Source organism: Burkholderia sp. Ax-1720 (assembly GCF_011753035.1).
In the GTDB taxonomy this organism is placed as follows: Bacteria; Pseudomonadota; Gammaproteobacteria; order Burkholderiales; family Burkholderiaceae; genus Burkholderia; species Burkholderia gladioli.
Genome location: NZ_VWWK01000008.1, coordinates 39,024 through 62,849, shown reverse-complemented (window position 1 = coordinate 62,849; position 23,826 = coordinate 39,024). Strand labels below are relative to the sequence as shown.

Sequence of the window (23,826 nt, the reverse complement as noted above, 5' to 3'; positions counted from 1 at the left end):
GCCGCCGCATCGAAACGGCCGGCTTGTCGCGTCAGAAGTACTTGGTGAAGCCTGCGTAGACGGCACGGTACGGGCCGTACTGCGGCGCGAAGACCCCGATGCCCGACCCGTCGCGCAACGCATACGAATCGCCGAACGCATTGACCAGCACGACACGTCCATCCACCTTGCCGATCCACGGCAGGTTCATGCGCTGCAACACCGACAGATCCACTTGCTCGTACCACGGCAGCTTGCCGGTGTTCGCGAAGCCCTCGCGCAGGCCGCTGCCGACAATGCCGTCGAACGAAAAGGTCGTCTGGTGCCATGTATAGGCGCTGCCGAACGAGATCGTCACACGCTGGTCGTGATCGAGGTTGACCCAATGGTTCGAGATGTAAGCCAGTTCGTCGGGATCGAAATTGAACTGCGCCGACGTGACGTTCTTGCCCATTGCACGGCTCAAGGCCACGTTCAGATAGGCGGACAGGTTGCGATGCCTGTAGTTTGCCGTGAGCTCGAGTCCGTACACGCGGCCGTACTCGTAGTTGAACGGCGTGTAGATCAGCGCGCTGCCGAACTGTCCTTCGTCCAGCAGGTTGTGGGCCTTCTTGTAGTAGCCGTCGATACCGAGCGTGAGGTCCGAACCCACCTGCTGGATCACGCCAAGATCGAAATAATCGTCGCGCTCCGGCTGCACCGGGTCGTTTTGTGTGACGGCGCTGGCATTGGTGGTGCCTGCGTAGCTGCCGATCGTCGAGCTCGACACGAGTTCGAACGAGGGGGGCGTGAAGTAGCGAGAATACCCGGCGTGCAGCGTGGTGCCATCGGCGACCTTGAACACCAGGCCGATGCGCGGGCTCAACTGGTTGGCGGTGACGTACTGGTCCATGCCGTCGTATCGCACGCCGTAGTTGATCGTCAGGCGCGAATTGATCTTCCACTCGTCCTGCAGGTACGCGCTATACAGGTAGCCGGTCTTGCCGCTCGCGTTGGCAACGGAGAAGGGTACGTCGGAGGTTTGATTGCCGTCGTCGTCGGCGGGGAACACCGAGACATTGTCGCGGAACTGCGCGTGCTCCTGCTGCAGGAACAGGCCCGCGCGCAGCGTATGGTGATCGCTCAGGCGGTAGGTCGTGTCGGCCTGAATGCCGTTGGCCACGTCACTGTGAAAATCCTGGGAGGCCACCCCGTTGTAGAGCAAGTCGCCGATCGGGTCGGGGTTGAACTGGGTGCGTGTGTAGCGCGTGAAGAATGCGACCTGGTAGTCGAGCGCCGCGCCGTTGGTGCCTTGCAGGGCCACCACGGCGAAGTTGTTCAGTTCGGACTGCGTTTCGTTCAGGTTGGCCGAATTGAAGCCCGAGTTGCCTGCCAGCGAGAAATTGGGCGTCAGTCCGGGCGTGTTCGGAATCTCGAACTGATTCGAGGTGGTGCCGAACATCAGGCTCAAACGCGTTTGTGGGGTGAGCACGTAGGACAGGTACCCGAACGCATCGCCCTGGCGCGTGTGGTCGTGAAGCGGGCTGGATGACGAGGTGGGCGATTCGATGCCGAGATTGTTCACGCCCAGCGAGCCCGTGAAGTAATAGCTCAGAGCACCCTTCGTGCCGTACACGTCGGCGCTGGTCTTCAGCGTTTGGTGGCTTCCGCCGAACACGTCGATCGACCCGCCATTGCCGAGCTCGTCGCCCGATTTCGTATGGATGTCGACGATGCCGGCGGTGCGGTAGCCGTATTCAGCCGGCAGGGCGCCCGTCAGCAGGTTCACGTGGTCGATGATGCGTGTGTCGAGCGCCTGGCCGAAGCCACTGATCGGTTCAGGGATCAGGATGCCATTGATACGGTACTGCAGGTCCGCGTGATCGCCGCGAACGTGCAGTTGTCCGTATGAATCGTTGGCCACCCCCGGCGCCTGCAACAGCACGCGGTTGAGCGGGGTGTCCGCGCCTTGCGGCATCGCATCGATGTCCTCGCTCGTGATGCGATAGACGCTGCTGCCGGTTTCCGGTAGCAGGCCATTGCGTGCATCGTCGAGCCGCTTCGCCGTCACGTTGACGACGGAGAGTTTCTGCTCGGTGGCCGGCGCCGTGTTTGCCGCGTCCGCGGGCGTGCCATTGTCGACGGTGCCGGTCGGGCTCTGCGCGTTGGCATCGAGAGAGGCGAATGCAAGGAAAGCGAGCAGCACGGCACGCGAGATCGGAGTCGGTGTGGTCATGGATGGCGGGCACTGGTGTGCGGCACGGCGCGCACCGGCAGCGAGTTCTTAATGTTCGGGATCGAGATGATATAACGTATCAATTCGAGATGAAAAACATAATATTCGCGCTTGGAACGGCGGGCTTCAGCGGCGATTTGGAAAGTTTTTTTCTTTCAAATTGATGGATGTCGGAAGTCGATCCGCATCTGTTTTGAAAGGCGAATATTGATTCGGATGAAACCGGATCGATGAGAGGGCGTGGTAGCGGCCGGCTGGGGTCTGCTGCCAAGGTCACCGCCGATATGCTGCGATGGTACTCGGTCGCCTATCTTGCCGGCGTGAGGCCGTTGTGGCCGTACTGCGCGACGAGCCCGTCGAGGTGACGTTCGTCGACATAGAGGACCAGGCTTTCGCCGATTCGCTTTGTGGGCGCGTGCCGGCAAAGGATAGGCCACTGCAGAAGATCACGAATTGGGATGCGGGTTGCAGCGGCGGTTTGTTCTGGGCGGTGCGTTAAAGTATCGGCTTCGCGGGAGTTTTGGCACACGTTGAGAGAGCAACGTCGCGCTGTTTCAGAGAAGGTCAATGAGCGAAAACCGATACACATACGACCATCGACAGAATCTTTCACCCCCGGAAGTATTCGTCTGGATCGCGTTGAACGAAACCCGCAAACAACTCGGGCTGGACGATCTCGCGTCGGCTGCGGCAATCTTGCTCGGCCAGAACGACGTCCCCGTCTCGGGGAAAGTCGGTGGCGCGGTAGAAGGAACGTCAGTCGCATCCCTCGCTGCGCGGAAACTGCTCCCATTCCGGCTCGCGCGGCGTTTGCCAACGTTGACGAAGGGCGGAGCCCTTGGAGTCCGCATTGCAATGACGAGGAGTGCCGGCGCATTCATCGGCTGAGCGGTACCGGTCGTCGGGACTGTCCTATTGGCTCGGGACGTGTTTTTGATCATGGAGCGTTCCGTATCCACCGATAACCACATTGTGAAACCGGAAGATCGGGTGCTTTGACATGGTGGATCCCAACTGGCAGCAACTCGAAGACTTCGCCCGCGAGGAGCTGGGGCGACCGCTTTTAGGCGGGAAGCTGACGCTTCGGCCCGAAACGACGCTCGACGCGGACCTGCGCATGACTGGCCTGGATGCTGTCGAATTTATCGATAAGTGGGTGGAGCGGTTTGATATCTCGGTCAAGGAGTTCCCCTACAGCCGATATTTTGGGCCGGAGAGCCTTGATGTCGCTGGATTCTTCGTCGGGCTGTTCTCAAAGCGTGCGCGCGGCCCCGAGCGGATGCCACTGACGCTTCGAATGCTGGCCGAGGCGATGCGACGGGGTCATTGGGATACGGAGGAGATTGAGGCGGCAGCCGGGCGGGCCAAATAGCCTGCGAAGCGTTCAGTCGGCGCGGTGCCAAATCCGGCGCCAAATGGTGTCAAACCGCGCGCGACGCTACAGCGGGATGATGTTGTGGCGAGTGCATTTGAGTTGAATGGAAATGCCTACACAGCGCCTACACGAAGTCGGAAAAGAAAAAGGGGTTACACGCTTGTGGCATGTAACCCCTTGATTCCTTTGGTCGGAGCGATAGGATTCGAACCTACGACCCTCTGATCCCAAATCAGATGCGCTACCAGGCTGCGCTACGCTCCGACGAGCCAGAGATTGTGCATCATCGGCGCACTCGGGTCAATCCCTCGTACAGATGTCATCGAAGCCGCGCTAGCATGGACCTTTGGCAACCCCGCAAGGAGGCATCGCGATGCACCTGATTCTGTGGCGTCATGCCGAAGCCGAGGACTACGCCGCCAGCGACCTGGCACGCCAGCTCACCGCGCGCGGGCGCCGCGATGCGCAGGCGGTCGCGAAATGGCTCAAGCTGCGGCTCGAGAGCAGCGCGGTGATCCTGGCCAGCCCGGCCGTGCGCACCGTGCAGACGGTCGAGGCGCTGACCGACCAGTACCGCACCGTGCGCGAGCTGGCGCCGGGCGGCGGCGTGGCCGAAGTGCTGGCCGCCGCCGGCTGGCCCGAAGGCATCGCGCCCACGGTGGTGGTGGTCGGCCACCAGCCGACGCTAGGCGCGGTCGCCGCGCGCCTGCTGGCCGGCAGCGACGACAGCTGGTCGCTGAAAAAGGGCGGCCTGATCTGGCTGCAGAGTCGTTCCCGCGAGGGCGGCGGACAGGCCAGCCTGCGTGCCGCACTATCGCCCGAGCTGGTCTGAGAGAGCCAAAGTATCTTTCTTCCGACTTTCTGCTAAAGTCATTTGGACGACATGTCACCCAATTGACACCGATTCGCCACGCAAGCGTCACGGCCGGTTACTACATTGGCGACCATGTCGTTCCATTCCTTACGACCAGGAAAGCCTGATGCGAGATCTGCCGACGCCTACGCTCCCATTTGCTTCGCTCCCGCTTGACCAGTCGCGTCGCCGTTTGCCGCGCGCGGCCGAAACGGTCACCTCCGAATTCCGCCTGCGCGCCGCCTGGGCGCGTACCGAGGACGAACTGCGCGAGGCGCAGCGCCTGCGCTACAGCGTGTTCGCCGACGAGATGGGCGCCGCGGTCAGCGGCCCGGCCGGTCTCGACGTCGATCCCTTCGATGCCTACTGCGACCACCTGCTGGTGCGCGACCTGGACACGCTGAAGGTGGTGGGCACCTATCGCGTGCTGCCGCCGCACCAGGCCGCTCGCATCGGCCGCCTCTACGCCGAAGGTGAGTTCGACCTGTCGCGCCTGGCGCACCTGCGCTCGAAGATGGTCGAGGTGGGCCGCTCCTGCGTGCATCGCGACTACCGCAGCGGCGCCGTGATCATGGCGCTCTGGGGCGGCCTGGGCACCTACATGATGCAGAACGGCTACGAGACCATGCTCGGCTGCGCGAGCGTGTCGATGGCCGACGGCGGCCACTACGCGGCCAACCTCTACCAGTCGCTCGGCGGTTCGCTGACGGCGCCCGAGTACCACGCCTTTGCGCACACGCCGCTGCCGGTGGACGAGCTGCAGACCGGCACCAAGGTCGCACCGCCTCCGCTGATCAAGGGTTATCTGCGCCTGGGCGCGAAGATCTGCGGCGCGCCGGCCTGGGATCCCGACTTCAACTGCGCCGATTTCCTGACGCTGTTCCGCCTGTCGGACATCAACGCGCGCTACGCCCGCCACTTCCTGGCCTGAGCGTTCGCCAGCCGGTCCGCGCGAGCGGCGGCAAGCCGCAAGCAACGGCACGACGAGACGATCGTCGTGCCGTTGTTTTTTGTGGTGCGCCGATTGCCGGGCGGCGGGCGCGATTTAGATCAGTGGCGGTGCCGCCAGTCGAGCAGGTGATGCGCGGCGAGCCAGTGATGGATCCGGCCCTCGCCATGATGCTCGCGGCGGTATTCGCGCGATTCGAAGATGGACAGCCCGATCAGGATGATCAGGCCGATACCCAGGCCGACGAGGCCGGCGATCGATTCGACGTTCATGGCAGCCCTCCTGGAAATGCTCAGCGCCATGTCTTCATGATAGTCAATCCGCTGGCGCGGGCGGGCAGGGTCCGACGCCGGCCGCTGCTTTCCGCTAGACTCCGTCGATCGCGCGATGCGGCTGCATCGTGCCGTTCCGACTTTTTCGAGGTGACGGATGTCCCGTTTCATTCTGGCCGCGCTGGTCGCGGCGATGCTCGCCGGCTGCGTGGGCGATCCCAATCCTTCCGGCGCGAATCATCACAAGCCGCCGCCGCAGGATCCGGCCGACTATCACGGCGTGCCGACCGACATGACGCCGCCCTCGATGCTGGAAGCGCCGGCCGCGGCCGCGGCGCCGGCATCGCAGTAAGCCGGCCGACCTGGCCGAAGTGCCGATGCGCCGGCCGGTGAGCCGAAGCTCCAGGCTTCGGCGCTGGCGCGTCTAGCCGCCGATACGACGCGCCAGCGCCGGCATCCGCAGCGAAAGCGTCACGCCGCGCGCGATCATGAAGATCGACAGCGCCAGCCACAGGCCGTGGTTGCCGAGCGGGCCGGCCAGCGCGAAGGTGGCGGCGACGAACACCGCGAACGAGATCGCCATCGCCACCATCAGCGTGCGCGTTTCGGTGGCGCCGATGAACACGCCGTCCAGCAGGAAGCCCCACACCGAGATCAGCGGCATCACGGCCGCCCAGGGCAGGAAGTGGCCGGCGATCTCGCGCACGGCCGGCTGGTCGGTCAGTTGCGCGACGATCCAGCCGCCGCCCAGCGCATAGGCCAGCGAGAAGGCCAGCGCGCAGCCGATCGCCCATTGCAGCGTCACGCGCACCGCGGCCCGGAAGCCGGCGCGATCGCGCGCGCCGGCCGCCGCGCCCACCAGCGCCTCGGCCGCGTGCGCGAAGCCGTCCAGCGCATAGGCCATGAAGGTCTGGAAATTGAGCAGCAGCGCGTTCGCGGCCAGCGTCGCGTCGCCCAGCCGCGCGCCGAGATGGGCAAACCAGCCGAAGGCCGACAGCAGGCACAGCGTGCGCACGAAGATATCGCGGTTGAGCGCCACCAGCCGCTTCAGGGCCGTGCGCTCGAAGAATTCGGCGCGGCTCGGCAGGCCCAGCCCGCGCGTGCGGCGCCAGGCCAGCAGCGCGGCGCCGAACACGAAGCCGGCCAGGTCGGCGGTGGCGGTGGCCGCGCCGATCCCGGCGACACCGCCGTCGAGTCGATAGACATAGAGCAGCACCGCGGCGATGTTCACCAGGTTGATGAGGGCCTGCAACAGCAGGCCCAGCCGCACGCGCTGCAGGCCGAGCAGGTAGCCGAGGATCGCGTAGTTGGCGAGCGCGAACGGCGCGGCCCAGATGCGTGCCGCCACATAGGCCTGCGCATTGGCCCGGACCGCTTCGCTGCCGCCCAGCAGGCCGAGCCCGACCGAGCTCAGCGGCCCCTGCAGCGCGAGCACGGCCAGGCCGAGCGCGGCCGCGAGCGCCAGCGCGCGCAGCAGGTTGAGCCGCACGCCGGCCAGGTCGCCCGCGCCGGAGGCCTGCGCCACCAGCCCGGTGGTGCCCATCCTCAGGAAGCCGAAACCCCAGTAGACGAAGCCGAAGAACACGCTGCCCAGCGCGACGCCGCCCAGCACCTGCGGGCCGTCGAGATGGCCGGCCACGGCCGTGTCGACCGCGCCGAGGATCGGCTGGGTCAGGTTGGCGAGCACGATCGGCATCGCCAGGCCGAGCACGCCGCGATGGCTGATCGGCGGCCGCTCAGGCGCGGCGCCGGCGTGCGTGGCAGCGGCGTGCGAGGGGGAAGGCGGGGAGGCAGGCATCGCGCGGCTCAGGCGCGTTCCTGCACGCAGACCCAGGGCGATACCACCACCGCCCACAGCTCGGGATTGCGGCTCGCGTAGTCCTGGGCGGTCTCGCTCGGCATGCGCGCGACGTGGCCGGCGGCGAGCCAGCTCGCGACCTGCTCGGCCTGGTCGGCGGCGATCGCCTCGGCCACGCTGACCAGGTCGAGCTCGCGCGCGACCGACAACAGCTTGCCCTGCGCGAAGAAGCGCTCGAGGTCGCACCAGTCGATCTTGGCGGTCTCGCCGAGCAGTTGGGTATAGAGCGCGCTCGGCGCTGCGCCGGCCGCGGGAGGATTCGGTGAACTCATGGTGATGGAGGCTGGGGGCAATGGCCGTGGCGGTGGCGCGCCTCGCGGTGCGCGAAGATACGAACCCGGGAACCTGGGAACGTTTCGCCGCCGTCGGGACGCCATCGGTGCCGGATCGCGGGGATCGCGGGCCACGGGATCAGCCGCGATTCTAGCCGATCCGCCGTCTCGCCCGTCCGGCTCACGACTCGCGCAGCGCGCGCCGGATGATTTTCCCGGTCGCCGTCATCGGCAGGCTGTCGACGAAGGCGATCGCGCGCGGGTATTCATGGGCCGCCAGGCGGGTGCGCACATGCTGCTGCAACTCGCCGACCAGCGCCGCGCCGGCCTCGGCGCCGGGCTGCAGCACCACGAAGGCCTTGACGATCTCGGTGCGCGTCGCGTCGGGCACGCCGACCACGGCCGCCATGCGCACCGCCGGATGCTTGAGCAGGCAGTCCTCGATCGGCCCGGGACCGATCCGGTAGCCGGCGCTGGTGATCACGTCGTCGTCGCGGCCGACGAAGCGGATGAAGCCGTCAGGGTCGGCGACGCCGCGGTCGCCGCTGAGCAGGTAGTCGCCGGCGAACTTGTCGCGGGTCGCGCCGGGGTTGCGCCAGTAGCCGAGGAACATCACCGGATCGGGCGCGCGGATGCCGATATTGCCTTCCACGCCGGCCGGCACCGGCTGCCCCGCCGCGTCGACGATCTCGACGCGATGGCCCGGCGCGGCCTTGCCGATCGCGCCGGCGCGCGGCGCGAACAGCCGGCTGCACGAGGACAGCACCATGTTGCACTCGGTCTGGCCGTAGAACTCGTTGATGGTCACGCCGAACACCTCGCGGCCCCAGTCGAGCAGGCCGGCGCCGAGCGACTCGCCGCCGCTGGCGACCGAGACGAGCCGCAGCGCCTGCGCTTGCGGTGGCCGCTGCGCGCTTCGCATCAGCTTCAGCGCGGTCGGCGGCAGGAAGGCGTGCGTCACGCCGTGGCGCGCCATCAGCGCGAAGGCGGCCTCGCCGTCGAACTTCTCGAAGCGGCGCGCGAGCACCGTCACGCCGTGATGCCAGGCCGGCAGCAGCACATCGAGCAGGCCGCCGATCCAGGCCCAGTCGGCCGGCGTCCAGAACACGCGCGCGCCGCGTGGAAAGCCGTTTTGCGACATCTCCACGCCGGGCAGGTGGCCGAGCAGCACGCGCTGCGCGTGCAGTGCGCCCTTCGGCTTGCCGGTGGTGCCCGAGGTGTAGATGATCACGGCCGGGTCCTCGGCGAGCGTGTCGACCGGCGTGTAGTGCTCGGATTCGGCGGCCAGCGCCGCCTCGAAGGGCAGCGTGCCTTCGGGCGCGTCGTCGCTGCCGCTGTCGATGCAGTAGACCGTGTGCAGCGCCGGCAGCGCCGCGCGCAGCGGCGCGATCTTGGCGGCGCCGGCGCGGTCGGTGACCAGCGCGCTGGCACCGCTGTCGGCCAGGCGGAATTCGAGCGCGTCGGCGCCGAACAGCGCGAACAGCGGCACCGCGATCGCGCCGGCCTTGTAGGCGGCCAGGTGGGCGATGGCGGTTTGCGGGCCCTGCGGGATGAAGATGCCGATCCGCTCGCCGCGCCCGATGCCGGCGCGCGCGAAGCTGTTGGCGAGGCGATTGGAGGCCGCCTTCAAGTCGTCGAACGTATAGTGCGTGACGGAGCCGTCCTCGCGTTCGTCGATCAGCGCCAGGCGGCCGCTGCCGTCGGCCCAGCGATCGCAGACGTCGACGCCGATGTTGTAGCGCTCGGGAATGCGCCAGGCGAAGCGCTCGAGCAGGGCAGGGTAATCGTCGGCATCGGGCAGCATCGGCGCTCCTCGCGACATCGCGCGTGATGGTTTCCGACGAGATTACACCGTATCGTCATGGGCCTACGCGATAGTCGGGGCCGCGATCATGGGTTGCGCGGCGGCCGCGCCGAATCGCGCGTACTATCGCAAGTTCAACGATTTGAAGTGAAACATGGTCTGGCTTTGGATTGCCACGGGGTTCAGCCTGCTGGGCATCGGCGCCGTCGTGTTGTTCGCGACGCGCGTCGATCCGCTGTCCGGCCGCGTCAGCGGCCGCTATCGCAAGCGCTGAGCAATCTCCTTTTCGCTTACGGCCGTTCGGGTCGCGGCCGGCGCGCGTGCACGCGCCGGCGAGTCGGCCGCATTCGCGCCTCAGCGCGCCGGCAGGTAGCGTGACGGGTCGATCGAGCGGCCGCCGTAGCGCAGCTCGAAATGCAGCGCCACGCGGTCGTTGTCGGTATCGCCCATTTCCGCGATCTTCTGGCCTTGCGTGACGGCCTGGCCTTCCTTCACGAGCAGCGTGCGATTGTGGGCATAGGCGGTCAGGAAGTCCGCGTCGTGCTTGATGATCAGCAGGTTGCCGTAGCCGCGCAGCCCGTTGCCGGCATACACCACGGTGCCGGCCGCCGCGGCCACCACCGGCGTGCCGGCCGCATTCGCGATATCGATCCCCTTGGAGCTGCCGCCGTCAAACGAGCGGACCACGTTGCCGGCCGCCGGCCAGATCAGCGAGATCGAGGCGTTCGGGCGCGGCGCGGCGCTGGCCACGCCGCTCGACGGCGGCGGGGCCGAGCTGCCCGCGCTCGACGAGCCGGCGCCGGCCGAGCGGATCGGCGCGCCACCCGCGGCCGCGCCGCCCGGCGGCGCCACGCGCAGCACCTGGCCGACCTCGATCGCATCGGGGTTCGTGATCGAGTTCCAGCGCACCAGGTTCGACATCGGCTGACGGTTCGCGCGCGCGATCTTCGACAGCGTGTCGCCACGCTCGACGCGATAGAAACCGGGGCCGACCGGCGCGGAGCCGCAGGCGGCCAGCACGGCGACGAGGGAAGCGACGACGAACCTTCGGGTGGTCTTGACCAGCATGAAACCTCACAGGACACCGTCGCGACCGGCACGACGGCGAAACACGAAAACCCCGGATTTTACCGGGTTCGCGGCGCGGGCCGCCGATTCGAGGTAGAGATTGCGCGGCCGGGCTTGCGTGGCATGGCGCCGCGTGGGGCTTAGCGGCGCTGGAAGCGGGCAGGTGAGTGACGGATTGGACGGCCGTAGTTCAGGCTGGAGCGCTGCCCGCCGGGCCGCGCTCCATGCCTTGCCGTGTCGATCGTCGCGGATCGCCTCAGCCGAGCGGCGAGACGCGAATGCGCAGCGCGGCCGTCTCGGTCGCGCCGGGTGCCAGCATGCGCAGCCCCAGGCCGTTGTGGATCGCGTCGGGCAGGCCGAGCCAGGGCTCGACGCAGTAGAAGTCCGACTCGGGCTTCTCGGTCCAGGTGGTCACGGCGTACCAGGGGATCGAGCCGGGGCGGTTCAGGTCGATCTCGATGCGCCGGCGGCGGCCGGCCATGTCGATCTGCACCGGGCGCGAGGGCACGCCCTCGAGGCAATGGAAGCGATCGAGGATGCGCGCCTCGTCGAGCGTGTAGTGCGGCTCGCCCGCGATCGGCGCGCTGATCGAGCCATCGGGCTGCTGGTGGCATTGCCGCGTCGGCGGCAGTTCGATGCGGGTCCGAGCGCGTTCGTCGTGCGGCAGCGCGAAGTAGAAATGATGGCCCGCGTAATAGGGCAGCGAGGGCAGCGGCGCATCGCCGAGATTGCGCGTGGTCAGCTCGACGTCGAGCGTGTGCGCGTCGACGAACTGGTAGCGCGCGTCGAAGCGGAACGCGAACGGGTAGGCCTCGCGCGTGGCTTCGCTGCTCTCCAGCGTCATGTCCACGCCGCGGCCGTCGGCATCCACGTGCGCGGCGAACGGCAGGTCGCGTGCGAAACCGTGCATCGGCAGCTCGCGTACCACGCCGGCCGCGTCGCGCCAGCGGCCGATCGTGTCGCCCACGCGATGGCGGCCGAGGAACGGGAACAGCAACGGATTGCCGCCGCGCACCTTGGCCGGCGCGCTCCAGTCGGCCTGCTCGGGCCAGAAGATGATCGGCTCGTCGCCGATGTGCCAGGACAGCAGGCGCCCGCCTGCCTGGGGGGCGATGCGCAGGCGCGCCGCGCCGTCCACGAGTTCGATGATGTCCTGCTGCTGGAAGATGGGCATGGGGTTCCTTCGGTCGGCATCGACAAGGCAAATCGGGCGGACAGCATAACGGATCGATGCGCGCTTGTGCGCTGCGGGGCGCGCCGATCGGCAGGCTTCGGTACCAGGCGGCCGAGGCGATCGGCAAAACTTGCTCGGGGGAAACCCGTGTCGGGAAATTGCGGGTAGCAATCTGACGGACCGTCAGGATAATGACGTCAACCGGTTACGTTTCGTTACACCGGACTTGGCTATCGGGAGTCGGCAGCATGGATCTGGCAATGGCAATGGGCATCGCATTGTTCGGCATGTTCACGGGCAGCACGGTGCTGTTCTTCTACCAGCTCGGTCGCTGATTTCGTCGCGCGACGGAGCCTGTTCCGTCGCTGTCTGCCGGCTCGCCGTCCTCGGACCGCGGGCCGTTTGTTTTTCATGATCATTTCAATTTGCTGACAACGCGGTTCCAGTGTCGATGATCGCGGCATCGAGGCGCCATTCGGCTTGGCGCTCCTTATGCTGCTGTGCATAATCGGGGCGCTGCCGGCGATCCTGCCGGCTTTTCCCCTCCATCCATCGACAAAAGGACTGACGCGTGAGCCTCTGGTTTCTGGTATTTCTGAGCGTCCTGCAGGGCGTGACCGAACTCTTCCCCGTCAGCAGCCTGGGCCACACGCTGCTCGTGCCGGCCCTGATCGGCATGCATATCGACAAGCACGCGCCGCAGTTGCTGCCGTTCCTGGTCGCGCTGCACCTCGGTACCGCGCTCGCGCTGCTCTGGTATTTCCGCGCACGCTGGTGCGCGCTGGTGCGGGGTTTCTTCGCTTCCTTCGCGGGGCGTCCCAACGACGACGCGCACATGATGTGGGCGCTGATCATCGGCACCATCCCGGCCGGGCTGGTCGGGTTGCTGCTCGAGAAGAAGATCGAGCATGTGTTCCATGACCTGCGGATCGTGGCCGGCGCGCTGATCGTCAACGGCATCCTGCTGTGGTGGGGCGATCGCCTGCAGCGCTCGCGCGTGCATCGCGCGCCCGAGAAGCTCGGTTTCGGCCGGGCCTTCCTGGTCGGTCTCGCGCAAGTGGGCGCGCTGATCCCGGGTTTCTCGCGCAGCGGGCTGACCATGATCGCCGGCAATGCGGCGGGGCTCACCACCGAGAAGGCGGCCGAGTTTTCGTTCCTGCTCGGCACGCCGATCATCCTGGCCGCGGGCGTGCTCGAGCTGCCGAAGCTGTTCCATGCGCCGGACCAACTGGCCGATGCCGCGCTGGGCGGCGTGCTGACGGCGATCGCCGCGTACCTGAGCGTGCGTTTCCTGATGCGTTATTTCGAGGGGCGCGGGCGGCTGGCCGCGTTCGGCGTGTATTGCGTGCTGGCAGGACTGTTCTGCATCGGCTGGTTCGCGTTTCATCCGCAGCCGGTTTGAGTTGAGGTGCCGCGGGGCGGCAGTGGCGCGGCCGATTTCGACGGCCGCCCCTGCCGCCCCGTTTTACGCTGGCTGCCCGGGAGCGATCGGGTATAATTGCCGGCTCGGGTTTTTCTCGCGGAGCGGGTTTCGTGCTTCGGTGGGAACGGCCCGATCGGATGGTTCGCCTCGGATCGTCCGCATGTCTCTTCGGGCAGTGCATCGGCGCTGCCTGTCTCACGACCGCCCTTAGCTCAGACGGATAGAGCAACGGCCTTCTAAGCCGTAGGTCACACGTTCGAATCGTGTAGGGCGGGCCAGTCAAATCAATGGTTTACGAGACAAAATTTGGCTGGGGTTTTAGAGTCATGGTCTCCGTGTAACCGCTGTGTAACCCATTTTTATGTATCTAGATCAACGCGGATCTACAAGCTGCGGCGGGCTTTCGTTCTGGAGCGGCGCAGTAAGTAGACGCGCCCCCTGTCGCATCATCAATTTAATGTAATACTGCTTTAACAATGCGGCAGCAACGATCGCCTTTGCCAATTTCACTACGGGTGCGGGGTCATGACGGATCAAACATCTCCACAAGAACGCATTACTGCCGCAAGGCAGCTTTATGCTGTATTGACGGATTACCTCGATCGACCTAGTTGGACACCCGTGGAGGGGGCGCTGCTACTGTCTGGCATCCATCCACCGAGAGGATGTACGGAGATTCCCGTCGGCGGAGCAGGTCTTGATGGCAGGCGATTTGCGAATGCAGCTAATGACCGTTTTCACTGCGCCTTTGGGATCTTGAATCAGTGGCAACTGCGCTGTGAGGATGACGAAGAAAAAGGCGAACTGACGCCGATCGAACTCTCTCCTTACGCGTTCATTGCTTGGTGTCAAGACATGAACATCGAGACTGACTGGATGCGACTCTTTTTTGACGTCGCTGGCACCAAGCCCCGGTCGGGTCAACTGGACTTGATTCCACTTGCCGTTGCTGAATATGCGGCTCAGGCAGTACAGACGATCAGTGCAATTCAGAGCGCTCTTGCTGGTCAGATGTCGGATGGGAGGGCGTTGAGTGCGATGGTTTCGAAGAAAAATGAAACAGTCGCGCAGCGCGGCCCTATGCCAGTGCCTGTAAATCGAGAGCATGTGTCGACAGACGAGCTTGCAGCTATTTTGGCTGTTGATTCGCAGTCAATTCGCAAGCGCTATTCTCAGACAGGCAGCTACCACGGCGTCAGACCAACGAAGCTGCCGAGTCGCCGGTTGCTGTGGCCTGTCGAGGCCGTCAGGACACTACTCGGTCGAGTCTGAAGCCGCGTCCGGACTGAGTGAGCCAGAATCGCCACTTGCGTTGGGCGCGTTGACTTCGGCATTGTTCGGCGCCGTTTCGATCGCTGCCCTGCTCTTGGCACGGGGCGATTTCCTCCGAACCTCAACCTGTATGGTTCGGAGTCTGCCGGAGGCGTCGAGCTGCAGTATTTCCGAAGTCCTGCGGCGAATTCTTGGGCCGTCATTGGGGGCGATGTCCACCGCCAAACCAGAATCCACTGGATTGCTGGTTGGGGTAGCAGCGGTCGCTGTGGATACGTCTGTCGGCAACCTTGGTCGCTTTTGCGTTTCCGTCTGGTTTGGGGCCGAGATGTCCGATGGAAGGGCACTTGTCGGGCTGCCAGTATGCGCGCAGTTAACTATTGGCGAGTTTGTCCCTGCGTTGGGCCGGGCACTCATGTAGCTCAGAGATGGCACAAGGTTAGAGACGCCCTCGTCATCAACATCGTGCAGTTGGGGTGGCGGTGAGGCTGTTGGTTGGAGCGCAGTTGATCGCGCGGAAGCCGCGCGCCTTGCAGCGCTTTTCCGCATCCGTGACAGCAACACTGCATGCTTCTCTTTCTTCTTTTCCCACTTTTGCCAGTCTCGGGCCTGTCTACCCAGCCGCTGCTCTTCCTGAGCGCGGAAATCCATTTCAGCGAAGTGAGTAGCCAGATGGTCCGTCGGGCTAGCGGCAGCCGGGCGGCTTGCCGAGGTGGCGCCACGCTTTTGGGCGGTCGTGCGGCTTCGGAGTTTGCCTACGGGCGACCGGCTTTGCCAGAATCGACGCTCATGTCCCGGAGGATCAACCCTGTAATAAAAATCGGGTGCCATCGTGCGCGACACCTCCTGCAGCAGCGCTGTTGTCGCTTGCTCCTCGGAGTGGGTCAATAAATTTAGTAGAAAGCCGATAGAGGAGCTTCGTCCGTAGGCAATTTCCCCGTTCCAGTGGGCGACGAGTCTTTCCAAAATGCTGCCGGCGTCGATCAGCGTGCGGCTAAGAAATAGAAATGTTTCGAGATAGTACCCACTTTCAGAATCGTGATTCAGTAGGATGGAATATCCTTGATACATGTCACTGGGTATTATTTTTTTGAAAGATTTCACCCAGTTTTTTCGGAAAATAGTGATCTCTTCGTGAGTCACTGGCGTGAAGTATGCCTCTGATGGCAAATATGTGCCTTCACTGCCGCGATATCGGGTCGTAACTTTTGCGACGCAAGGGGCCGGGGCCTTGCATAAAAATTCAGAAACGAAGCGCAACAGACCTTTGCGATTTTCCCGCGGCACGCGATTAAATGTTCGCACTATCTCATTAAAATCTGAATTTTTGGCTAGTCGACATATTCTGTCATGGCGCTCATTCATGGTGTCACAAAAATTCTCCAAATCTCGCATTGACATCGTGTTGAGGAATGGCCGGGGCCATGTTGGATCATAAAACTTCATCTCGACGGGGCACGGATCACGTTCCAGTTCATCCAGAAAAAACTTAAAGAAGGGATGAAATTCGTGCGCCGATAAGTGTCGAACTGCTTCCCAGCTTTTTAGAGCAAAGTGGCCAGAGAGCAGCTTCAGCATGATTTTTGCGCTTGCGGTCGCAGAAATCCACGATCCCCGGTGATCAAGAATAGCCCGGAACGCATCTGCTGACCTCCGAGCGGGGCGAACAAGCTCTTGAATCAATTCGACGACATTGCGAATATGCGCCGCGTGCGGGTTTGCTTTCGAGACGACTTCCCACACACTTCTCGCCGTTGTATTTGAGACAACTCCCGCGGCCAGCTGAGCCGACGCGGTCATTTCAGGGTTTGATGGCATTTCTTTTGAGGCGATTGATGGCTCGTTCGCCGTAGAATTAGTTCCACTAAATTTTGCATATAACGCCCACAGATGTAAAGAATTAGTTCTACCCTTTGTCTGTTGGGACTTCAGACGACCATCGCGGAGGCACCTTGTCTCGTTTCCACGATGATGCGCTTGCTCCGATAACATGACATCAGCAACTGCGGTTCAGGCCGCACGTTCGTCCGAAATGCCAGTTCAGGCAGCGGCTGACCGTTAGCGTTGCTACACGGCACGTTTTAGGCACACGTCGTGTCGGTGGCCTACTCAGCCAGTGGGATGAAATACCCGCACCTGCCCCGTCGGCGGGTCTGCTAATCGCACCCGCCCGTCGGTATTTGCCACTTTCTGACGACACTGATCGCCTGGCTCTGATTTGTTCTGGAACCTCAGTTCAGTGGCATTTTTTCAAGTTCTTCCTATCCTATGTGTCGGGATAACTGTTAATTTTTGAACGAGTGGTGAAATTTCCAGTTTCCGGCCATTTGTCGCGAGAGTAGTAACCTGATGCACGCGTGCGGCGTGGTGATTTTTAGAGATTAATATGGAAATTGAGATTGAGCTCCTATATTAAGATTGGAGTCAGGTAGTTCTGCATTTTTAGATCGGCTGTGCTTTGGGGGTGCCCGTACCTCTCATTGATCAGTCGTGTCTTCTCCCTCTTGTTAGTGTTTTTCTACCTCTAAATACCTTATCTCCCGATCAATGATGCGCCACGTAAAGCAGATAGTGCCGTCCCGCCATTTCATTTAGATAGAAAGCGAGATGTCAACTCGTGCTTCGGCACATGTCGGCTAGCACGTCTTGTTTCTGGCGAAGTCGCATGAGCTCAGCGTATTAAGCGCACGGAAATGGCTTTCGAGCCGAAATAAACCAATGAAAAGGGGTAGTGGTGAACGCATACATAACGCCGGGTTTCTCGCCGGGCAATAGCTTTCCTCCATATGAGCGCAATATCGATACGCGCATCTGGGAAGTGGGGGAGTATCCTGCGCTATATCGCGCGCTGATCCGTTTTATATCGGAGGTGCTTAATACTTGTGAGATGCCTTTCGACTATTTGGCAGCACAGTCGACCGAGCCTGCGCAGCTTGGCACTGGCAACAGAGTGCTTGCGTCGGCGATGGGACAATGCCGGCAGTTCATGGACCTGTACGAGCCGAGCTGGTCGTACACTGCTGACCTGAAGCTCTTTTTCGATTGCTATCGCCAACACCCATTCGGTTTCGTTGAGCCTGGTATGCGGGCCTCTGATCGTTTCAATGATCGAGTGCTGGTCGCTGAAGTCTATAACGACTTCATTGCGTTCCTCCACCAAGAGGCGGTGACGCGGCGGGTGAGAAAGTGGCTGGCCGACTGGAAGTTGGGCATTATGCGTCAGAGACAGTCGATTCGCGAAGACTTGGAAGGCCTATACACCTTGTACCGCCGGTTGCTGGTTGTACGGATTGACCACTCCTACAGGGAAGATGCCGTTGACGAGCGGGATCTGCTGCGGCGTATGAGCTGGCGTCCGTCATCTACCGGACGCTGGGTGCGAGTACCGTCAGACACACTTTCTTCCTCTGAGGCGGTGGGAGAGACCCGAGCCCGCATCGATGCGGGCTTGGCGATGGCGCACCGCAGCCGCTTTTTCAAAAATCAGCACGGGTCTGATGGGTGGTTATTCGAACACATGGTCGGCAGCATCTGGAAGATGGAGGTCGGTGGCCAGAGCAGCGCAAATCACTTTCACGGGCTATACGTCTTCGATGGCACGCGATGGAAGGTTGGGGATCTTCCGCGCCTGATCAACGGGCTGACTGACCGCTGGTCATCGAGTACAGGCGATCTCGGGCAATCGTACAACTGCCACGACAGTCCTGGCCGGCAGAACATGATCCAGAAGCGCACGTGGGCACTGGGGGAGCTTGACTGCGGCAACCCGACACATCGAAGCAGACTCGACGCTTACGTGCAGGGCTACTTCGTCAAAACCAACTTCGAGAAAGAAGACGCGCAGGCGGTTCGTGTCAAACCAGCTGCCCGGGCCAACACGCTAACGACAAAGCATGGTCGGCGGCAAGTGGGCGAGAACTGATAGAGGAATGTCGGCCGGGCATGCCGGTGCGGCGAAGGCATTGCGTGACGCGGCTGGCTGATCTGTGGGGCAGCATTTGCTCGGCGTACAGCTACCGTGAGTGCTGTTGATGGCTGCGTAAAACCGTGCACAAACGACGACAATGATTCCGGCCAAGACGAAAGGTACGAGCAAGACTGGTCGGTCACCGAAATCAGTAAGGCTTCGTACAGACGGTCCATGTAAAGTAGTGGTGCAATCGGTGAAGGCTGATCATATATCTGAGCCGCTGTGAGTTCGGAGTGCTTCGCCGGTTACGCGTCCCTGAACTGGGGCGAATCGAAAAAAGAGAGGCTAGCGCGATGCGAGATGCTCCCGAAGGCGCATCCCGCTGGCGGTGGGTTTTCGAGTCGAGGTCCTACTTGAGCCGTTTCCCCTCCTTGCACCACGACTGCCACTCGCCGAGCTGGTCGGCGGTGATTATCGCGTCGTCGCCGCTTTCACGGTGAAAGGCTGCAGTCCACTGGTCCACACAGGCGTCAACCGGCGTGCTTCTGCCTGCGGGTGCCGACACCGCTTCGTTCGCCGCAGCCCGGATGGCACGAGTGATTTCGGCGTCGGTGCTGCCGCTTCCGGCAGTGGCGGAGGACGCTGCTGCGGTGCCCGGGGCCGTACTGAAAGCGCCATGAAGCTCTTCGCGGCACTGCGCCTCCCACTCGTTGAGCAGCGCGGAGATGTCTTCTCCCTCCTGACTCTGATGCTGGAGGTCGCGCTGGTTGACGCAGACTGCAACCGCCTCGTTGCGGAGGGGCTGCCCGTTTTGATACTCCTTCTCATAGACAAGTCTGCCGTCCGTATCCCAGCGCTTGACGATGCCGTTGAGTACGCCGCTGGCATATTCCGCATGGCCGGTCAGCCTGCCGGTATGCGGATCGTAGGCCTCCTCGATCCCGTCTGGCCTGCCGTTGACGAACTTCGCGCGGTAGGTCACCTGCGTGCCATCGGGCGCGTAACGTACGAATTCACCGTCATACAGGCCGTTGACGAGCGTCGCATGCAGTACGCGGTTGCTCGTGGTTTCGTCGAAGCCATCTTCCTCGCCATTCAGCACACCGTTGGCCCACGTTAGCGTATGTACAAGCCGGTGCGTCGTTGGACTGTAGACTTCCATGCGACCGTCGGCATTTCCGTTTCGAAATGCGACCTTCGCAAACAGATGGCTGCTGTCATCTGGCGCGTACGAATCTAGTTCGCCATCGAGCTGCCCCGACGTGAAGCTCATCGTGATCAGCGTATGGTCCGAGTTCGCCGCCTTGCAGATCGCCTTGCCATCCGGATAGCCGTTGCTGACCTGCGCTTCGCAGTAAGCAGCGGAGGGAATGCGCGCATCCGTCGGGAAATAGTCGATTCCTGCCGCGCTGATGTAATCGAGCGTAAGCGCGGGTAGGGTCTTCTCCATTGTACGAATGGCAGTCCTGAAACCCTGTTGCGGGCCGAGGATGACGGCGGTCGGCACATTGGTGAGCTTGCCCGAGAACGGCTCGTTGACACCGCTTGCATAAACCTTGCCATTTACCATCTGGGCGTTGCGATAGTCGAGGACTTCGCCTTTGCAGGCAGCGAGGTTGCTCGTGACAGCGATAGCTATAAGTACTGTATTGGCGCGCTGGAGTGTGAATTTCATGATGTACATGCAGATTGGGGCTTCCGGAAGTGGAAAGCCTTTGCGCAATAAAAAACCGACCGAGAAGACCTCGGTCGGCGGGAAAAGCCACATAGCCGGGGGGCTATGGGCCCGAGGCAGGTGCGCTGATGTTCAGCGCCGGATCATTGCGGCGCGGAGATCACTGCGTTGAGGGCGCTTAGTAGCGGAGCGGGCAAACCGCCTGAGAACTGGATGGCCTTTGCTGCGAAATTGGACGGATACAGCCAGCCGACCTGGAGGTGCCCTTGCCGCAAGGCAAGCACCAACTTTGCGCCCTCGACCAGCGGTTGCAGCCGGCCGTTTGTCGACGCCAGGGCCGGGATGTCGCTGGCGGCGACGTCGAGCACCAGGATGTCCGGGTTCTGCGAATACACTGACCAGGTGGCAGCCACCGAGTCGATCATCGCGCTATGGTCCGCGGACAGCTGGATGGAATTCACGCCGACGTTCGGTCCCGGCAGATTGAGACCGATGGCTTGCTGAATCGACGTGTACGTCATGCTCGGCGCGCCCGATGTCATGACAATCGTGTCTCCATCCGGATAGGCCGGCGTCGCGCCGCAAACAAGACCGGCCTCGATCGTTGCGTTGTCACACACCGGAACCGACACCGGGAGCACAACGCGATCGGCAGCATAGGTCTGGATGCCGAGGTAGGCAGTACTTCCGTTGGGGAACGACGCATTGGTCAGCTGTGTTGCATGAGCGAAGTCATGGAAGCTCGAGGCAAGTGGCGCTGCAACGGCCAGCGGCTGGCCAGAAAGATCGACCGACCGGACTTCATACGAGAACCCGATGCCCGACAAAGGTTCGGTGCCCGATAGCGTCGTGCCGACTCTGGACAGGGGTAGCGGCGCGAGTCGCTGGGTTTCCGAGACGAGGCTAGACCAGGTTCCATCTGCTTTCAGCACATACTCGCCGCTGAGTCCGTCATATTTGCCCCCGTTGTAAGCGCCGAGCGGAACATCCGTCCATGTTGAGCTACCCACCGGCAGATTTTCTTGTTCGATCGTTTGCAATGCGCCGCCTGCGATCTGGCGGACGTTTCTCACCAACGCCTGGTTAGTCGAGCCCGGTGTCGGATTGAAGCCACCGAAGAATGAGATCAGATAGTCCACGAAGCTATAGGTCGGCTGGGCGAGGATCTGTGATGCGTCCGCAAACTGGTAGACGGGCCTGGTGGCTTGTGCGGCCACATCTTGCGACGTAACGGAAGACACGCTGCCCTCGGCGACCATCGCGTTCAGCGCATTGCGCAATGTCGCGCTGTCCACTGCGCCATTGGTGGCGAAGGTCCCGAGTTTGTCGACGACAGCCTGCGCGAGCGCTTGAGTCGAGGCATCCTGGTTGGCGAGGTAGTCGGCGTTGGGATCGACCTGCCCGCCGACAAGGCTTTGCACCGCAGCAAGGGCTTGCGCGTGGCTCAAGCCAGTTTGCATTTGCGCAGTGACCAGTGTGGTCAACGGGCTAACCACCTGAGCGCCTGCCGATTGCACAACCTGAGACAACGTGAACGCTGCAGGGAACTGGAAACCAGCAGGACGAGAAAGATCCTTGGTCGCTGACGTGACTTGGACAAGTAGTGCTTTACCCGTCGCATCGCCACTGTAGGGAACGGAAAACTGGCCGGTCGCGTCGGTGACTGCTGTGGGTTCACCCGCGTCGCATATCCCGTTGTTGTTCAGATCCAGGCAGACGGTCGCGCCAGCGAGATAACCGTCCATTGCCTTGCCCGAAATGGCCCCCGTGGGCTGAGTTGCGGAGGTGCCTCCACCACTCGTGGGCGGCGTGGTGGGCCCGGAGTCTCCGCCGCCGCCGCAGGCGGCGAGGGCGGTGGCGATAGATACGCCAAGGATATGCTTGGCGAACCCCGTATGGTTGCTGTTTGGCATTGTTCTCACCTTATGGCGGTATTGGTTACCGGTCTTGGGATTTCAATAGTTGATCGGCGGGCGAGGTCGTTGGCACTTGAGAAGACAGGTCCCCTTGACCACGCGACGCGGTGCGATGCGGCAGCGTTCCAAGGCAAGCTAGCCAGCAAAGGCACCCAATACTACCAAATTGGTAGTATTGGGTGCGAGCTAAACCGGGACGATTTTTACTTTCCTCGATGTGAAGGTAAAAATGTCCGTACTTGCCCGTCGGCTAAAAAATGCTCGCCAACGTACCGGTCTCTCCCAAGAGCGTCTTGGGATCGAGGCCGGACTCGACCCAATGTCTGCAAGTACACGAATGAATCGCTACGAACTCGGCAAGCGCATTCCTGACTTAGAACTGGTGACTCGTCTTGCCGTTGTCCTCCAAGTACCTGCCGCGTACTTTTATGCGGTTGACGATGTTGAAGCCGAGATGCTTTTGAAGTTTCATCGCTTGACGAAAGGCCAGCAGCAATCGGTGCTCACTTTCATGAATGAACTGAGCCGTTAAGCGTATCGCAGCACTTGATGTAGCCAGATCTAATAGTCGCTGGGTACCAGTAACGTAGTGATCGATCGATCCCATTCGGTGATGACCCAAATGGTCGCCCCGTTGGGCAGGGCATAGCTGGATAGCAGCACCAATCCCACTTCAAGCGCATGCTCGTTCTGTTGCCTATCCGGCTCGGATAAATTGCCCCAGTCACCCCGAACGTGGCGCAGCAACAGATCGAACATCGAGACGTGAGCCGTGGCGCACGCCGCCAAGGCAGCGGGTGGGGTGAAGATCCGGCCGAGCTTGAAGCGCGGACCGCTGTGGTGAATGGATGGTAGGTTCACGACATACTCCCGATAAAGGGCGAGCACGAGCCTCCGGGCGAGCCGGATACCGATGTCGCTAAAACAGGGTTGGGAAAAGTGCAAGGCCTACTGCGCGGTGGATTACCGCGCCTCTGAGGCGAGGGTGTTCGGGTAGTGCTTCGCGATGATCTGGTTCATCTTGTCGATCAGGTCGGGGCGCTTGAAGGTCAGGTGACCGTTGCCGTTCTTGAACCAGCGCAGGTGGAAGTAGTCGTTTTCTGCTTCCGTGCGTCGAGCCTGTCGCGTGTCGGACACCAGAGCATAGGCACCATGGCGATGGTCCGGCTCAAGCTTGCCGTCCAGAAGACAGAACACCCGGATCAGGTCGTCCAGTTCGTTGGTCACTCGATGATTGGGCGACCCGGAACTCAACAGGTATTGCACGATGATGCGTCGCCCGAACTTGAACGGTTCGTTGGTTTTGTAGTTCCACGACAGTCTGCGAAAGCATTGGAGCACGCCACGTTCGAACATATCGCCGCGTGCGCCGTAGATCTGCTCGAACGTCGCTTCGATATTGGCGGCCGTCAGTTCAGGTACGTCGCCATTGGCGATCTGACTGCTCCATTGCTCCCGCGCCTTCGCGTCCATGAAGGTACGTAAGCCCGATTCCGACAGCAGATACTCCCAGCCGCGAATGTCAATGATGCGCACGATGGCGGCTTCAGCTTCGTCGCGCTTTGCATATTCTCCCGTTACGGTCGCGCGGCCGCGGCAGCCATAACTTTCATCGAGTACGAGTCGGGGGAAGCCGAGGTGGGCAAGCTTGGCGAGCTGCTGGGCTTCGCCTAGCAGGTCGAGGGCGGCGCGCACGCGTTCGACGATGGCGGCGCGTTGATTGGCGAGGTTGGCAATGCTGACGCTGGGGACGAGCGTATTCGATTCCATGTTTCATGACGGTAAAAATGAAGGAAGAAAACACGGCGAGC

20 protein-coding genes, 2 tRNA genes and 1 pseudogene are annotated in these 23,826 nt (G+C 62.5%); 10 read left to right on the top strand and 13 right to left on the bottom strand.

What is annotated here, in order from left to right:
• Positions 1-31: 31 nt before the first annotated feature.
• Complete coding sequence (locus F3J18_RS04625) at positions 32-2,194, bottom strand: TonB-dependent receptor (protein ID WP_166911620.1); 2,163 nt, start codon at positions 2,192-2,194, stop codon at positions 32-34.
• 567 nt (positions 2,195-2,761) lie between these two features.
• On the opposite strand from F3J18_RS04625, the pseudogene F3J18_RS04620 reads away from it, so the two are divergent.
• Both F3J18_RS04620 and F3J18_RS04615 read left to right on the top strand, forming a co-directional pair.
• Positions 2,762-3,193, top strand: a pseudogene (locus F3J18_RS04620) (STM2901 family protein).
• A 1-nt stretch (position 3,194) separates the two neighbouring features.
• On the top strand, positions 3,195-3,566 hold the full coding sequence (locus F3J18_RS04615; RefSeq protein ID WP_166911618.1) for a DUF1493 family protein: 372 nt from the start codon (positions 3,195-3,197) through the stop codon (positions 3,564-3,566).
• Between the two features lie 190 nt (positions 3,567-3,756).
• Here the strand turns inward: F3J18_RS04615 and F3J18_RS04610 are convergent.
• Positions 3,757-3,833 (bottom strand) — tRNA-Pro (locus F3J18_RS04610).
• 109 nt (positions 3,834-3,942) lie between these two features.
• On the opposite strand from F3J18_RS04610, the gene sixA reads away from it, so the two are divergent.
• Both sixA and F3J18_RS04600 read left to right on the top strand, forming a co-directional pair.
• Entirely contained in the window at positions 3,943-4,401 is a 459-nt protein-coding gene (gene sixA / locus F3J18_RS04605) for a phosphohistidine phosphatase SixA (RefSeq protein WP_124093971.1), read from the top strand.
• 148 nt (positions 4,402-4,549) lie between these two features.
• Positions 4,550-5,353 (top strand): GNAT family N-acyltransferase, encoded by an 804-nt coding sequence (locus F3J18_RS04600; protein ID WP_025101580.1) that lies wholly within the window; start codon positions 4,550-4,552, stop codon positions 5,351-5,353.
• A 119-nt stretch (positions 5,354-5,472) separates the two neighbouring features.
• On the opposite strand, the gene F3J18_RS04595 is transcribed toward F3J18_RS04600, so the two are convergent.
• On the bottom strand, positions 5,473-5,643 hold the full coding sequence (locus F3J18_RS04595; protein ID WP_013697423.1) for a hypothetical protein: 171 nt from the start codon (positions 5,641-5,643) through the stop codon (positions 5,473-5,475).
• A 157-nt stretch (positions 5,644-5,800) separates the two neighbouring features.
• Between F3J18_RS04595 and F3J18_RS04590 the strand changes: the two genes are divergently transcribed.
• Positions 5,801-5,995, top strand: coding sequence for a hypothetical protein (locus tag F3J18_RS04590; protein WP_166911616.1), 195 nt, complete (start codon positions 5,801-5,803; stop codon positions 5,993-5,995).
• 72 nt (positions 5,996-6,067) lie between these two features.
• Here F3J18_RS04590 and F3J18_RS04585 read toward each other — a convergent pair whose 3' ends face one another.
• The 5 genes from F3J18_RS04585 to F3J18_RS04565 form a co-directional block, all read right to left on the bottom strand.
• Positions 6,068-7,441 (bottom strand): MATE family efflux transporter, encoded by a 1,374-nt coding sequence (locus F3J18_RS04585; RefSeq protein ID WP_166911614.1) that lies wholly within the window; start codon positions 7,439-7,441, stop codon positions 6,068-6,070.
• A gap of 8 nt (positions 7,442-7,449) precedes the next feature.
• A complete protein-coding gene (locus F3J18_RS04580) occupies positions 7,450-7,773 on the bottom strand; it encodes a DUF2288 domain-containing protein (protein ID WP_025102303.1) in 324 nt (107 codons plus the stop codon).
• 181 nt (positions 7,774-7,954) lie between these two features.
• Positions 7,955-9,577 carry an acyl-CoA synthetase gene (locus F3J18_RS04575; RefSeq protein WP_025102304.1) on the bottom strand — a complete coding sequence of 541 codons (1,623 nt, stop codon included), beginning with the start codon at positions 9,575-9,577 and terminating at the stop codon, positions 7,955-7,957.
• A 354-nt stretch (positions 9,578-9,931) separates the two neighbouring features.
• Complete coding sequence (locus tag F3J18_RS04570) at positions 9,932-10,645, bottom strand: peptidoglycan DD-metalloendopeptidase family protein (protein ID WP_166911612.1); 714 nt, start codon at positions 10,643-10,645, stop codon at positions 9,932-9,934.
• 256 nt (positions 10,646-10,901) lie between these two features.
• A complete protein-coding gene (locus F3J18_RS04565) occupies positions 10,902-11,819 on the bottom strand; it encodes an aldose epimerase (RefSeq protein ID WP_025101001.1) in 918 nt (305 codons plus the stop codon).
• A 571-nt stretch (positions 11,820-12,390) separates the two neighbouring features.
• Between F3J18_RS04565 and F3J18_RS04560 the strand changes: the two genes are divergently transcribed.
• The 3 genes from F3J18_RS04560 to F3J18_RS04550 all read left to right on the top strand — a co-directional run bounded on the left by F3J18_RS04560 (position 12,391) and on the right by F3J18_RS04550 (position 14,514).
• Positions 12,391-13,221 (top strand): undecaprenyl-diphosphate phosphatase, encoded by an 831-nt coding sequence (locus tag F3J18_RS04560; protein WP_013697431.1) that lies wholly within the window; start codon positions 12,391-12,393, stop codon positions 13,219-13,221.
• A gap of 222 nt (positions 13,222-13,443) precedes the next feature.
• A tRNA-Arg gene (locus F3J18_RS04555) sits at positions 13,444-13,520 on the top strand.
• Positions 13,521-13,767: 247 nt separating this feature from the next.
• Positions 13,768-14,514 (top strand): hypothetical protein, encoded by a 747-nt coding sequence (locus tag F3J18_RS04550; protein ID WP_240154487.1) that lies wholly within the window; start codon positions 13,768-13,770, stop codon positions 14,512-14,514.
• Here the strand turns inward: F3J18_RS04550 and F3J18_RS38080 are convergent.
• Positions 14,497-16,092 (bottom strand): translation initiation factor IF-2 associated domain-containing protein, encoded by a 1,596-nt coding sequence (locus tag F3J18_RS38080; RefSeq protein ID WP_240156356.1) that lies wholly within the window; start codon positions 16,090-16,092, stop codon positions 14,497-14,499. The two genes, F3J18_RS04550 and F3J18_RS38080, sit on opposite strands and share 18 nt — an antisense overlap.
• Positions 16,093-17,245: 1,153 nt before the next feature.
• Here F3J18_RS38080 and F3J18_RS04540 point away from each other — a divergent pair.
• Entirely contained in the window at positions 17,246-18,436 is a 1,191-nt protein-coding gene (locus tag F3J18_RS04540) for a hypothetical protein (RefSeq protein ID WP_345891694.1), read from the top strand.
• Positions 18,437-18,833: 397 nt separating this feature from the next.
• Here the strand turns inward: F3J18_RS04540 and F3J18_RS04535 are convergent, their stop codons facing one another.
• Together F3J18_RS04535 and F3J18_RS04530 are read right to left on the bottom strand one after the other, a co-directional pair.
• Complete coding sequence (locus F3J18_RS04535) at positions 18,834-20,099, bottom strand: toxin-antitoxin system YwqK family antitoxin (protein ID WP_166911609.1); 1,266 nt, start codon at positions 20,097-20,099, stop codon at positions 18,834-18,836.
• Positions 20,100-20,242: 143 nt separating this feature from the next.
• Positions 20,243-22,012 carry a hypothetical protein gene (locus tag F3J18_RS04530; RefSeq protein ID WP_166911607.1) on the bottom strand — a complete coding sequence of 590 codons (1,770 nt, stop codon included), beginning with the start codon at positions 22,010-22,012 and terminating at the stop codon, positions 20,243-20,245.
• Positions 22,013-22,244: 232 nt separating this feature from the next.
• On the opposite strand from F3J18_RS04530, the gene F3J18_RS04525 reads away from it, so the two are divergent.
• Positions 22,245-22,547: a helix-turn-helix transcriptional regulator gene (locus F3J18_RS04525; RefSeq protein WP_166911605.1), complete on the top strand. Its 303-nt coding sequence runs from the start codon at positions 22,245-22,247 to the stop codon at positions 22,545-22,547.
• Positions 22,548-22,576: 29 nt separating this feature from the next.
• Here F3J18_RS04525 and F3J18_RS04520 read toward each other — a convergent pair whose 3' ends face one another.
• Positions 22,577-22,876: a hypothetical protein gene (locus F3J18_RS04520; RefSeq protein ID WP_166911603.1), complete on the bottom strand. Its 300-nt coding sequence runs from the start codon at positions 22,874-22,876 to the stop codon at positions 22,577-22,579.
• 102 nt (positions 22,877-22,978) lie between these two features.
• Complete coding sequence (locus tag F3J18_RS04515) at positions 22,979-23,785, bottom strand: DUF4942 domain-containing protein (RefSeq protein WP_166911601.1); 807 nt, start codon at positions 23,783-23,785, stop codon at positions 22,979-22,981.
• Between the last annotated feature and the right edge of the window lie 41 nt (positions 23,786-23,826).

Bases quoted from the DNA above. Each gene is read 5' to 3' on its own strand.
- F3J18_RS04550 (WP_240154487.1), top strand. From the start codon at position 13,768: ATGACGGATCAAACATCTCCACAAGAACGCATTACTGCCGCAAGGCAG.
- F3J18_RS04525 (WP_166911605.1), top strand. From the start codon at position 22,245: ATGTCCGTACTTGCCCGTCGGCTAAAAAATGCTCGCCAACGTACCGGT.
- F3J18_RS04575 (WP_025102304.1), bottom strand. From the start codon at position 9,577: ATGCTGCCCGATGCCGACGATTACCCTGCCCTGCTCGAGCGCTTCGCC.
- F3J18_RS38080 (WP_240156356.1), bottom strand. From the start codon at position 16,092: ATGCTGAAGCTGCTCTCTGGCCACTTTGCTCTAAAAAGCTGGGAAGCA.
- F3J18_RS04625 (WP_166911620.1), bottom strand. From the start codon at position 2,194: ATGACCACACCGACTCCGATCTCGCGTGCCGTGCTGCTCGCTTTCCTT.
- F3J18_RS04615 (WP_166911618.1), top strand. From the start codon at position 3,195: ATGGTGGATCCCAACTGGCAGCAACTCGAAGACTTCGCCCGCGAGGAG.
- F3J18_RS04565 (WP_025101001.1), bottom strand. From the start codon at position 11,819: ATGCCCATCTTCCAGCAGCAGGACATCATCGAACTCGTGGACGGCGCG.
- F3J18_RS04585 (WP_166911614.1), bottom strand. From the start codon at position 7,441: ATGCCTGCCTCCCCGCCTTCCCCCTCGCACGCCGCTGCCACGCACGCC.
- F3J18_RS04570 (WP_166911612.1), bottom strand. From the start codon at position 10,645: ATGCTGGTCAAGACCACCCGAAGGTTCGTCGTCGCTTCCCTCGTCGCC.
- F3J18_RS04535 (WP_166911609.1), bottom strand. From the start codon at position 20,099: ATGAAATTCACACTCCAGCGCGCCAATACAGTACTTATAGCTATCGCT.
- sixA (WP_124093971.1), top strand. From the start codon at position 3,943: ATGCACCTGATTCTGTGGCGTCATGCCGAAGCCGAGGACTACGCCGCC.
- F3J18_RS04590 (WP_166911616.1), top strand. From the start codon at position 5,801: ATGTCCCGTTTCATTCTGGCCGCGCTGGTCGCGGCGATGCTCGCCGGC.
- F3J18_RS04595 (WP_013697423.1), bottom strand. From the start codon at position 5,643: ATGAACGTCGAATCGATCGCCGGCCTCGTCGGCCTGGGTATCGGCCTG.
- F3J18_RS04530 (WP_166911607.1), bottom strand. From the start codon at position 22,012: ATGCCAAACAGCAACCATACGGGGTTCGCCAAGCATATCCTTGGCGTA.
- F3J18_RS04580 (WP_025102303.1), bottom strand. From the start codon at position 7,773: ATGAGTTCACCGAATCCTCCCGCGGCCGGCGCAGCGCCGAGCGCGCTC.
- F3J18_RS04600 (WP_025101580.1), top strand. From the start codon at position 4,550: ATGCGAGATCTGCCGACGCCTACGCTCCCATTTGCTTCGCTCCCGCTT.
- F3J18_RS04515 (WP_166911601.1), bottom strand. From the start codon at position 23,785: ATGGAATCGAATACGCTCGTCCCCAGCGTCAGCATTGCCAACCTCGCC.